This is a genomic window from Micromonospora purpureochromogenes (assembly GCF_900091515.1).
Taxonomy (GTDB): domain Bacteria; phylum Actinomycetota; class Actinomycetes; order Mycobacteriales; family Micromonosporaceae; genus Micromonospora; species Micromonospora purpureochromogenes.
Genome location: NZ_LT607410.1, coordinates 2,826,783 through 2,838,051 on the forward strand (window position 1 = coordinate 2,826,783; position 11,269 = coordinate 2,838,051).

Genomic DNA, 11,269 nt, shown 5'->3' on the forward strand with positions numbered 1-11,269 from the left:
TGGGTCACGACGTGGCTACCCGGCCCGCGCGGAGCACATTCGTGAGGACGGCCGTGGATAGCAGCAGCGGGAGAACAGGTGCCGGAGGGGACGCATAAGTGTCGGGACATCGGGGATGCGCCGTCCGGGACCGTAGCGAAGAATGCGAGGTATGAGATGACCGCGTCCAGTGAGCCCGCCCCGCGCGCCCGTCCTGCCGGAGGTACGCCGGCCAAGACCAGCGCCGCCGCCACCTTCGCCCTGGTGTTCGGCGTCGCGGCGCTGTTCAGCGTGCTGACCGCCATCCTCGCCTGGATCGGTCTGCTGCTCGGGATCATCGGGGTGATCCTGGGGATCGTCGGACTGAAGATGAGCCGCCGCCCGGGGGTGACCGGGCGGGGGGTGGCGATCGGGGGGCTGGTGCTCAGCATCCTGGCGGTGCTGCTCGGGTTGGCCCTCGCGGCCGGGATCAGCACCTTCGTCAACGACGAGGGTGCGGTGGACCGCCTCCAGCAACAGGTCGACGACCTGCGCGACCGACTCGACGACTGAGCCGGACACGGGCCGCCGACCTGTTGGCGAAGCCCCCCAGCTGACACGGGCCCTGATCGCGCTACGCCCGCTCTCGCGGGCGGAGCGCGATCCCCCCGTTCAGGTTCCGTCGTGCGTCGGCGGTGTCCCGGGCCGCCGGCACCCGTGCGATCAGGATCCCGGCCGGCGCGGCCGGCGGGCATCGCCCCGCAGGGAACTTGCGCAAATCTTGAGCCGGGGGGCGCGTGGTCGTCCTGATCAGCGGGTCGCGACCGGAGCGCCGAGAGCGACCTTCGCCGACCGGCAGCCGGCCGGCCGCTGCTGCCCGGCTCCGTGCCGCCGCCGGTTCAGTGCCGGTCGGCGGCGATCAGCTCGCGTACGCCGGGCGCCACCTCGGCGGCGAATCGGCGCAGGTCGTCGGGGTCGTCGCTGCCGAGGATGAAGACGCTGACGCCCTCGCTCAGTGCCAGGTCCGCCAGTTCCTCGGCCCACTGCTCCGCGGGCCCGTCCAGCGGGCCGCGACCGACCGCGCCGAACCGTCCGGTGATGTTGAGCAGCCGCCGGACGTCCCGGGGCGACCGGCCGGCCTGCTCGGCGGCGTCGTCGATGATCCGGTTGCCGGTGGTCAGGTCGTCGGGTTGCAGGTAGCCCAGCGACGGGAGCCAGCCGTCGGCCCGCCGGCCGGTGAGCGCGAGCATCCGGGGTTTGTAGGCGCCCAGCCAGATCGGCACCGGGTGGGCGGGGGCCGGGCCGCGCTTGGCGCCGTGCACCCGATGGAACTCGCCGTCGACCCGCACGCCGCCGCGCCCGTCGGCGTCCCACAGTTGCCGGATGACGTCGATGGCCTCCTCCAGGGCCCGCACCCCCTGGGCCGGGGTGAGCCGGCGGCCGCCCATCGCCTCGATGGCGTCCCAGAACGCGCCCGCCCCCAGGCCCAGCCGGACCCGGCCGCCGCTGAGCAGGTCGAGGCTCGCCACGCTGCGCGCGAGGACCGCCGGCGGGCGCAGCGGAAGGTTCGTCACGTTCGCCGACAGGCCCACCGTGCTGGTCCGCGCGGCGACGTAGCTCAGCAGGGTCCAGGTGTCGAGCAACTTCGGCTGGTACGGATGGTCCTGGAAGGTGACCAGGTCCAGCCCGACCTGCTCGGCCAGGACGGCGAGAGCGACGGTGCCCGCCGGGTCGTCGCTCGCCGGTGTGGTGAACGATCCGAAGAGCAGCGGGTGACCGTAGTCGCTCATCGCCGGTCGGACCCCGGGTAGGGCGGGCACGAGGGCCGGCGCGTTCCGATGCTCATCCGCCTCTTCTTCCCGTCACGGCCGCGGGCAGTCCATCGATTCCGGGTGCCGGGATGCCGGCCTCGACCGGGGCAGGCTCCGCGCGATCGCTCGATCTTGCAGTTTGACCCGGCACGGGACGGGTAGTCGCGGGAGCTGATTCGAACCGAGGAGGGACGTGCCGATGGACGGCCAGGTCAAGGTAGCGGTGGTCTACTACAGCGCGACCGGCATCACCTACCAGATGGCGCAGGCGGCCTGCGAGGCGGCCGGCGAGGCCGGCGCCGAGGTGCGCCTGCGCAAGGTACGCGAGCTGGCGCCCGACGAGGCGATCCGCTCCAACTCGGGCTGGCAGGCCCACCACCTGGAGACGCAGGACGTCCCCGAGGCCCAGCTCGACGATCTGTCCTGGGCCGACGTGATCATCTTCGGCTCGCCCACCCGCTACGGCATGATCGCCGCCCAGCTCAAGCAGTTCATCGACACCACCGGCCCGCTCTGGTCGCAGGGCGCCCTGGTGGACAAGGTCTACAGCGCCTTCACCTCCACCGCGACCTCGCACGGCGGGCAGGAGTCCACCCTGCTGTCGCTGTTCACGATCTTCTACCACTGGGGCGGGCTCGTGGTGACCCCCGGCTACACCGACCCGAGCCAGTTCGCCGCGGGCAACCCGTACGGCGCCTCGCACACCAGCAACAACGGGGAGACTGCCCCGGACCAGCTGGCGTTGGGCGCGACCGCCCTGACCGCCAAGCGGGCGGTGCGCATCGGCGCCGCGGTCAAGCGCGGCCTGGCCGCCGGCTGACGTACTGGGCGACCGGTGGCCCGGGCGGGGGCTCTCGGCCCGTCCGGCCACCGGTCGCCGCAACCCCTACCCGCGATCGGCCGGTCCATGCGCGATCAGCGCCGGACGGGCCAGCAGGTGCCCGAGCAGGTCCGCCAGGACGGCCAGCCCGTCCCGGCTGAGCACCGACTCCGGGTGGAACTGCACCCCGGCGAAACCGGGGCCGCGCAGCGCGTGCACCGCCCCGTCGGCCGGGTCACGGGACACCTCCACCGGCCCGTACCGGGTGCCGAGCCGGTCGCGGTCGGCCAGGGCGGTGAAGGTGGAGTAGAAGCCCACCCGCCGGGACGTGCCGAAGACCCGCACGTCGCGCTGCAGTCCCTGGTACGGCGCCTCCCGTCGGTGCAGCGGCAACCCCAGCAGGCCGGCGAGCAGCTGGTGGCCGAGGCAGACCGCCAGCGTGGGCAGGCCGGCGGCGAGCCGGTCGGCCAGCAGCGCCCGCAGCGCCGCCATCTTCGGCTCGGTGATCGCGCCCGGGTCGCCCGGCCCGGGCCCCACCACCACCAGGTCGTACCCGTCGAGCGGGGCCGCCCGTTGCCACGGCCGCACGTCCACGTCGAGACCCAGGGCGCCGAGCTGGTGGGCGAGCATCCCGGTGAAGGTGTCCTCACCGTCCACGATCAGCGCCCGCCGGCCGGCCAGCCCGGCCAGCCTGGTCGTTCCGGGCACCCGCTCCTCGAGCCAGAACCGGGCCAGTGGCGTGTTCCGTGCGGCTAGCACCGCCCGCACCTCGGGGTCGTCGGCGAGGCGTACCGCCCGGGTGGGGTCGGTGGCCGGCGCCTGCGGAGCCAGCCCCAGCGCGGCGAGCACGCCGGCCGCCTTGGCGTGCGTCTCGGCGACCTCGCCGGCGGCGGTGGAGTGCCGCACCAGGGTCGCCCCGACCGGCACCCGCAGCTCACCGGCGGGGGAGATCTCCGCCGTCCGGATCAGGATCGGCGCGTCCAGCGTCTGCCGTCCCTGGCTGTCGCGCCCCAGCAGGGCCAACACGCCGGAGTAGTAGCGCCGTCCGGAGCGCTCGTGCCGGGCGATCACCCGGCAGGCGTTCTCCATCGGACTGCCGGTGACCGTCGGGGCGAACATCGTCTCCCGCAGCACCTCCCGGACGTCCTTCGAGCCGCGTCCGGCGAGCAGGTACTCGGTGTGCGCGAGGTGCGCCATCTCCTTCAGGTACGGCCCGACCACCTGGCCGCCGTGCTCGGCGACCGTGGCCATCATCTTCAGCTCCTCGTCGAGCACCATGTACAGCTCCTCGACCTCCTTGGGGTCGCGGAGGAAGCGCAGCAGGGCGGCGCGGTCCGGGGTCGCGCCGGCGTGCCGGAAGGTGCCGCTGATCGGGTTCATCATCACCAGCCCGTCGTCGACGCTGACGTGCCGCTCCGGGCTTGCGCCGACCAGGATCCGGTGCCCGGTGTACACCAGGAACGTCCAGTACGCGCCCCGCTCGGCGAGCAGCAGCCGGCGCAGCGCCGCCAGCCCCGCCCGCAGCGGCGATCCCTGCACCGTCGCCCGCAGCGTGCGGTGGATGACGAAGTTGGCGCCCTCGCCGCGGCCGATCTCCTCGGTCAGCACCCGTTCGACGGTGCCGGCGTACTCCTCGTCGGCGACGTCGAAGGCGGCGCCCGTGGTGACCACCGGGGCCTGCGGGAGCGCGGCGAGCGCGTCGGCCAGGGCGATCGGCGCGTGCCCGGCTATCTCCAGGTATTCCAGCGGCGTGCCGTCGTCGACGCACTCGAAGCCCCGCTCGGCGATCTGCCGGTACGGCACCAGGGCCAGCGTGCGGGGGCCGGCCGCCCCGTCCGGCAGCGGCAGGTCGACGAGCCGGTCGGCGGTGCGGACCGTACCCGTGAAGAGGTCGAGGTGCGCGGCGCCCTCGCGACGGACGAGCGCGAACGGGCCGGGGTCGGCGTCGTGCGCGAGGGCGGCGAGCAGGTCGTGCGGGCGGTTCATCGGTGTCTCCTCCGGGGCCGTCGGCGCCGCCCGTCGGGGCGGCCCGGGAGCCGGGGGAGAGACCGGCGGCCGCCTCGTCGGGCGGCCGCGTGGGAAAGCTACGCGCGGAAGGTGGCCGCCGGGTCGGCGGGCCACCAGCAGGACAGGTGCGCGAGCATGTCGACCACCCTACGCGGCGCCCGCCCGGCGGGGAAGCCGTCCGAGGTACACGGCCGCGCCCTGGCCACCGATCGAGGCTTCGCCGGGCCGGTCGGCGGGTACCGTGACCGGCGATGAACATTCTCGCTCTCGACCTCGGCACCTCCTCGGTACGCGGGCTCGTGCTCGACGCCGACGCGGAGCCGCGGCCGGGTGCGCTGGCGCGGCGCAAGGTGCACGTGGACATCGGCGACCGGGGCTCGGGCACCCTCGACCCCGCGCAATACCTGGCCTGCCTGGTCGAGTGCCTGGACGAGCTCGCCGCCGCCGGGCACCTGCGCGACGTGCACCTGGTCGCGGTCTCGGCGCAGTGGCACTCGGTGCTGCCGCTCGACCCCGCGGGCGCGCCGCTCGGGCCGGTCCTGACCTGGCTGGACACCCGCGCCATGGCGCCCCCCGGCAACGGCGGCCCGGCCGATCCCGACGCCTACCACCGACGGATCGGCGGGTGGTGGCACCGGGGCTACTGGCCGCTCCGGCTGCCCTGGCTCCGGGCGCGGTGCGACACCCCGATCGCCCGGTTCGCCGGCCTGGCCGAGTACGTCCTCGGCCAGCTGCTCGACACCGCGCCGATGTCGGTCTCCATGGCCTCCGGTACCGGACTGCTCGACCTGCGCACGCTGACCTGGGACGCCGAAGCCTGCGAGCTGGCCGGGGTCCGCCCGGGCGAGCTGCCCGAGCTGGCGCCGACGGGGTGGAGCGGGCGACTGCGCGCGGAGCACGCCCGTCGGTGGCCGCAGCTGGCCGACGTCGCCTGGTCCGTCCCGGTCGGTGACGGGGCCGCCTCCAACGTGGGCTCCGGTTGCGTGGACGGGCGGCGTGCGGCGGTGACCGTGGGCACCTCCGCGGCGGTCCGGCTGCTGCATCGGCTGCCGGCCGGTGAGCCGCTGCCGCCGCTGCCCGAGGAACTCTGGCGTTACCGGGTGGACCACGAGTACGTGGTGACCGGGGCGGCCTACTCCAGCGGGGGCAACCTGTACACCTGGGCGAAGCGGGAGTTGCGGCTGCCCGAGAGCCGGGAGCTGCATGCCGCGCTGGCCCGCGTGCCGCTGGACGGCGGCGCGGTGACGGCCGACCCCCGCCTGGGCGGCGACCGGCCACCCGGCTTCGCTCCGGCCGGTTCCGGCGGGCTGCGCGGGCTCAGCTTCTCCACCACCGGCGTGGAGATCCTGGCCGGACTGATGGCCAGCCTGTGCCGGATGGTGGCCGACGATCTGACCGTGCTGGAGTCCACCGTCGAGACGCCGATGGAGGTGGTGCTGGGTGGGGGAGCGATGGCGGCCTCCGCCTGGTGGCGCTCGGCGTTCGCCACGGCGCTGGCACCCCGCCCGGTGCGGCACCGCGCCGAGCCGGAGATCGGGGCGATCGGCGCGGCGCTGGTGGCGCTGGGCCGGGTGCCCGAGGCGGGGCGGCTGGCGATGACCGACCCGCTCGACGAGGGACACGCGCCGCAGCGCTCCGGCGCCGCTTCCTGACCGGAGCTGTGCCATGCCCCGTTGACACAGCTCGCGGGCCTGGTTGGATGGACCCCGCTCCCTGACGCGGGGGAGGCGGGGGACCGAGGAGGCAGGTGTGGGCGCAGGTCCCGACCCGAGGCAGGGCGAGCAGGGTGGTCGGAGCCGGGGGGGCGTCCGGGTCGTACCGCACCGGCGGCGCTCGCCGTTCCGGCTGCGCGACTGGCGGATGCGCACCAAGCTCGCCACCGTGCTGGTCATCCCGTCGGTGGCCTTCCTGGTGCTGGCCGGCGTGCAGACCGCGGCGCTGGTCGGGCAGACCACCGCGCTGAGCGACTTCGCCCGGCAGGTCGGCATCGGCCGGCAGATCACCACCGTGGTGGACCGGCTCCAGCAGGAGCGGGACCGCTCCGCCGGGGAGCTGGCCGAGCTGCGCCGGGCCGGGAGCGAGGCCGACCGGGAGGCGGCGATCAGCGCGCTGCGGCCGTTGCAGGCGGCCACCGACCAGGCCGTCAGCGAGCTGCGCGGGGCCGCGCAGCCGCTGGCCGACGCCGACGCGTCTTGGCGGGTGGCGTACGGCGAGGCGCTGGAGGCGTACGACCAGGTGGTCTACATCCGGGCCGCGGTGCCGCCGGCGGTGCTCAACAGCGACACCATCCTGAGCAACTACCACCGGGCCATCGAGGCGCTGCTCAACCTGCTGGCGGAGCCCTCGCCGGGGGAGCAGCAGCCCGTGCTCACCGACGCCGTGCTGCGGTACGTGCAGCTCGCCCGGGTCAAGGAGCTGTCGTCGCGGATCCGCGGGCAGCTCTACGCCGCCGCCCGGGCCGGCCGCTACGACCTGGACGACCAGGTGACCCTCACCGACCTGCGGGCGCAGCAGCTGGCCGCGCTCGGCGCGTTCCGGGTCGCCGCCACCAACGATCAGGTCCGGCTCTACGACCGGACCTCGGTCGATCCGGCGTTCGTCGCGGCGATGAAGCTGGAGGAGAAGAGCCTGCCCACCGGCGGTGCCGGCGCGGAGGTACTGCCCGCGCCGCAGTGGTGGGCCGCCAGCGAGCAGCGGCAGGAGCTGCTGCGCCAGCTGGAGGCGCGGGTGCTGGACGACGCGGTGACCCGGGCCGACACGGTCAGCGGCGACCGGCTGCGCACCACCCTGCTGGTGGTCGGCGGCATCGTGGTGGTGCTCGGGCTGGCCGTGCTGCTCGCCCTGCTCATCGGCCGGTCCATCGCCAACTCCCTGCAGCGCCTGCGCGGGCAGGCGCTGCGGATCGCCCAGGTCGAGCTGCCGTACGCGCTGGACCGGCTCCGCTCGGTGCAGGGCGGCGTGCCCGCCATCGACGTGCCGCCCCCGGTCGTCCGTTCCTCCGACGAGATCGGCGAGCTGGCCGAGGCGTTCGTCGCAGTGCACCGCAGCGCGGTCAGCGTCGCGATGGAGCAGGCGGAGACGCGGCGCACCGTCAACGCGATGTTCGTCAACCTGGCCCGACGCAGCCAGGTGCTGGTGGAGCGGCAGCTGGAGCTGCTCGACGACCTGGAACGGGAGGAGGCCGACCCGGACCAGCTGGAGAACCTGTTCAAGCTGGACCACCTGGCCGCCCGGATGCGCCGTAACGACGAGAGCCTGCTGGTGCTGGCCGGCACGGAGTCCACCCGGCGGTGGAACCGCCCGGTCGGTCTCGGCGCGGTGCTGCTGGCCGCCAGCGCCGAGATCGAGCAGTACCAGCGGGTCCGCCGCGAGTCGGTGGCCGACCTGTACCTGGTCGGGCACGCCGTCGGCGAGCTGGTGCACCTGCTGGCCGAGCTGCTGGAGAACGCCACCGCCTTCTCCCGGCCCGACACTGTGGTGCGGGCGGGCGCCCGGGTCGAGGGCGGCGGCGCGGTGGTGGAGATCGTCGACCAGGGGTTGGGGATGAGCCCGGCGGCGCTGGAACAGGCCAACATCCTGCTGGCCTCCCCGCCGGCCGCCGACGTGGCCGCCTCGGAGCGGATGGGCCTGTTCGTGGTCAGCCACCTCGCCGCCCGGCACGGCATCCGGGTACGCCTCAGCGGTGGCGCCCAGGGCCTGGTCGCCCGGATCGACCTGCCCGCCGCGCTGCTGGCCGCCGCGCCCCCGGCGGAGCTGGACGCGCCGGTCTCACCCCGGATGCTGACCACGGCGGTCGCCGGCGCGACCCGACCCGGCGGGCCGCGACGCCCGGCCGGTGCGCCGGCGCCGACGGAGCTGCCGGTGGCCGGCCGTCGTCCCGACCCGGCTCCGGTGGTGCCCGCCCAGGGGCGGCCGGTGCCGGTCCGCGCCGAGGACGTCCTGTCGCCGGCCACGGACGGCCCGGCGGCCGGTGGCGGCTGGTGGTCCCGCCAGGGGCCGGCATCGTCCGCGGCGGTGCCGGCGGGTGATGTGACGCCCGCGCCGCCCGCGACGCCTGTCATCGGGGGCACCAACGAGCGGGGCCTCCCGGTTCGGGTGCCGATGGCTCAGCTCTCCGCGGTCACCGAGCCGGCCCGTCCGGAGGTTGCGCCCGCACGGGACGACCCGGACCCGGAGGCGGTCGGTGGGATGCTGTCGCGGCTGTACAGCGGGGTCCGCCGGGCCGAGGCCGAGGAGACCCGGGAGATAATTTTGCCGCCGTCGGGTGGGCACAGCGAAGGGGGACGACAGTGACGACGACCTTGAGCCAGGAGGCGCGGGACCTCAGCTGGCTGGTCAACGCGTTCGCGGAGCGGGTGCCGGGGGTGGCCCACGCCGTGGTGGTCTCCTCCGACGGGCTGCTGGTCGCGATCTCGGCGCACCTGCCCCGCGACCACGCCGACAAGCTCGCCGCAGTGACCTCCGGCCTGATGAGCATCACCGCGGGAGCGGCCCAGATGTTCGACGGCGACATCGTCAAGCAGACGGTCGTCGAGATGGGGCGCGGCTACTTCCTGGTGATGCAGATCCGCGACGGCTCGATCCTCGCCACGCTGGCCGCGTCGGACGCCGACATCGGCGTGGTGGGCTACGAGATGGCCCGGCTGGCCAAGCAGGCCGGTGAGATGCTCACCCCGGCGCTGCGCGCCGAGTTGCAGCAGGCGCTGCCCCGCTGACGACGTCCGCTCCCGCCGTGGCGGGAGCGGTCCCGCCCGGCCGGACCCGCCCGCCCCGGCGGGTCGGACCACCGGACCGCCCCCACGCGGTCCGGTGCGCCGGTCCCGGCCGGCGGGTGGCTCAGAGGCCGTTGTCGCTGATGAGCCGCTGGTACCAGTGGGCGCTGCGCTTGGGGATGCGGCGCTGGGTGGCGTAGTCCACGTAGACCAGTCCCCAGCGCTGGTCGTAGCCCTCGGCCCACTCGAAGTTGTCCAGCAGCGACCAGACGTGGTAGCTCTCCAGCGGCACGCCGGCGGCGATCGCGCGGTGCGCGGCGGCGAAGTGGTCCCGCAGGAAGGCGATCCGGCCGGCGTCGTCGACGGTGCCGTCGGCGCCCAGGACGTCCGGGCAGGGCAGCCCGTTCTCGGTGACGGTGATCGGGACGGGGCCGTAGTCGCGGGTGACCCGGGTCAGGATGTCGTACATCCCCTCGGGGTAGATCTGCTGCCACTCCGCCTCGGAGGTGGCCCAGCGCTGCACGGTGCCGCCGTCGGCGGTGACGTAGATCGGCGTGTAGTACTGCACGGCCAGCAGGTCGACCGGGCTGGAGATGATCTCCAGGTCGCCGTCGGCGATGCCCCGGACCAGCCGGCTCTCCTCGCCGAGGTCGGCCAGCACGTCGGCCGGGTACGAACCGGTGAGGACGGAGTCCAGGTACAGCCGGTTCTCGTACCCGTCGTAGAGCCGGGTCGCGGCCGCCGCGGCCGGGGTGTCGTCGGCCGGGTAGCAGGGGTGCAGGTTGAACGCCGGCCCGATCCGCGCGGTGGAGCCGTTGGCGCGCAGGGCGCGTACCGCCAGGCCGTGCGCGAGCTGCAGGTGGTGGGCGACCAGGTACGCGGCGTCCGGATCCTGCCGGCCCGGGGCGTGGTGGCCCCAGAGGTAGCCGTTCTGCACCACGGTCTTCGGCTCGTTGACGGTCAGCCACACCGGCACCTGGTCGCCCAGGCCCCGGAACACGGCGTCGGCGTAGTCGGCGAAGCGGTACGCGGTGTCCCGGTTCTCCCAGCCGCCGGCGTCCTGCAACGACTGGGGCAGGTCCCAGTGGAAGAGGGTGACCATGGGCGCGATGCCGCGCTCGTGCAGGCCGTCGACGAGCCGGCGGTAGAAGTCGAGGCCGCGCTGGTTGGGTCGGCCGGTGCCGTCGGCCTGGATGCGGGGCCAGGAGACGGAGAAGCGGTAGCTGCGCAGGCCGAGGTCGCGCATCAGGTCCAGGTCCTCGGACCAGCGGTGATAGTGGTCCGCTGCCACGTCGCCGGTGTCGCCGTTGCGGGTCCGCCCCGGGGTACGGCTGAAGGTGTCCCAGATCGACTCGCCGCGCCCGTCCTCCTTGGCGGCGCCCTCGATCTGGTAGGCCGAGGTGGCCGCGCCCCAGCCGAAGTCGCGCGGGAAGCGCAGGGTGCCCGCGCCGGGGGTGGCGGTCGGGTCCCCGTCCGGCGGGGTGTCGCAGCCGGCCGTCACGGCGGCGGCCGCGCCGGCCACGGCGGCCCCGACCGGGGAGAGCCCGGCGCCGGCGGTGGCGGAGAGCGCGGCGCGGTGGAGCAGTCGCCGTCGGGTGAGTATCGACATCGGTCTTTCTCCTCAGGGTGCGGGCCACCCCGACGGCCGGGAGCGCTCCCAGCACCGGCGTGCGGCGTTCCGGCCGCCTCGGGGGCGGACCGCCAGCCTAGAGGGCCGCGCGGAGGCGGCCGGGATGGGGGAAGTGGAGATGTGACGGGCGCCGTCGGTCGTCCGACGCGCCGGGCGGGGCGCAGATAGCGAGCGAGGCCGGCCGGGCGGCGTACGCGCCTGTCCCGTCGGCCTCTTTTCCCGTCGACTACGGGGGTTTAGTGTGGGGACGGGGAGGGCAACCCCCGTCCCCACCTTGATGCACACACGCACGAGTCGAATTGGCGTCCGCCGTGCGTGTCGCGCGGGAGCC

8 protein-coding genes are annotated in these 11,269 nt (G+C 74.8%); 5 read left to right on the top strand and 3 right to left on the bottom strand.

What is annotated here, in order from left to right:
* The first annotated feature begins 156 nt into the window (after nucleotides 1–156).
* A complete protein-coding gene (locus GA0074696_RS13100; RefSeq protein ID WP_088961374.1) occupies nucleotides 157–531 on the top strand; it encodes a DUF4190 domain-containing protein in 375 nt (124 codons plus the stop codon).
* A gap of 326 nt (nucleotides 532–857) precedes the next feature.
* On the opposite strand, the gene GA0074696_RS13105 is transcribed toward GA0074696_RS13100, so the two are convergent.
* A complete protein-coding gene (locus GA0074696_RS13105; RefSeq protein WP_088961375.1) occupies nucleotides 858–1,748 on the bottom strand; it encodes an LLM class flavin-dependent oxidoreductase in 891 nt (296 codons plus the stop codon).
* 220 nt (nucleotides 1,749–1,968) lie between these two features.
* Between GA0074696_RS13105 and wrbA the strand changes: the two genes are divergently transcribed.
* Nucleotides 1,969–2,589, top strand: coding sequence for an NAD(P)H:quinone oxidoreductase (wrbA, locus tag GA0074696_RS13110; RefSeq protein ID WP_088961376.1), 621 nt, complete (start codon nucleotides 1,969–1,971; stop codon nucleotides 2,587–2,589).
* A 66-nt stretch (nucleotides 2,590–2,655) separates the two neighbouring features.
* On the opposite strand, the gene GA0074696_RS13115 is transcribed toward wrbA, so the two are convergent.
* Nucleotides 2,656–4,575 carry an anthranilate synthase family protein gene (locus tag GA0074696_RS13115; RefSeq protein WP_088961377.1) on the bottom strand — a complete coding sequence of 640 codons (1,920 nt, stop codon included), beginning with the start codon at nucleotides 4,573–4,575 and terminating at the stop codon, nucleotides 2,656–2,658.
* Between the two features lie 272 nt (nucleotides 4,576–4,847).
* Between GA0074696_RS13115 and GA0074696_RS13120 the strand changes: the two genes are divergently transcribed.
* The 3 genes from GA0074696_RS13120 to GA0074696_RS13130 all read left to right on the top strand — a co-directional run bounded on the left by GA0074696_RS13120 (nucleotide 4,848) and on the right by GA0074696_RS13130 (nucleotide 9,311).
* On the top strand, nucleotides 4,848–6,248 hold the full coding sequence (locus GA0074696_RS13120) for an FGGY family carbohydrate kinase (RefSeq protein WP_088961378.1): 1,401 nt from the start codon (nucleotides 4,848–4,850) through the stop codon (nucleotides 6,246–6,248).
* 97 nt (nucleotides 6,249–6,345) lie between these two features.
* Nucleotides 6,346–8,889 carry a sensor histidine kinase gene (locus GA0074696_RS13125; RefSeq protein WP_231925351.1) on the top strand — a complete coding sequence of 848 codons (2,544 nt, stop codon included), beginning with the start codon at nucleotides 6,346–6,348 and terminating at the stop codon, nucleotides 8,887–8,889.
* Nucleotides 8,886–9,311 (top strand): roadblock/LC7 domain-containing protein, encoded by a 426-nt coding sequence (locus GA0074696_RS13130; RefSeq protein WP_088961379.1) that lies wholly within the window; start codon nucleotides 8,886–8,888, stop codon nucleotides 9,309–9,311. The genes GA0074696_RS13125 and GA0074696_RS13130 overlap by 4 nt, the downstream gene beginning before the upstream one ends.
* A 121-nt stretch (nucleotides 9,312–9,432) precedes the next feature.
* Here GA0074696_RS13130 and GA0074696_RS13135 read toward each other — a convergent pair whose 3' ends face one another.
* Nucleotides 9,433–10,917: a GH1 family beta-glucosidase gene (locus GA0074696_RS13135; RefSeq protein WP_088961380.1), complete on the bottom strand. Its 1,485-nt coding sequence runs from the start codon at nucleotides 10,915–10,917 to the stop codon at nucleotides 9,433–9,435.
* Nucleotides 10,918–11,269: the final 352 nt, after the last annotated feature.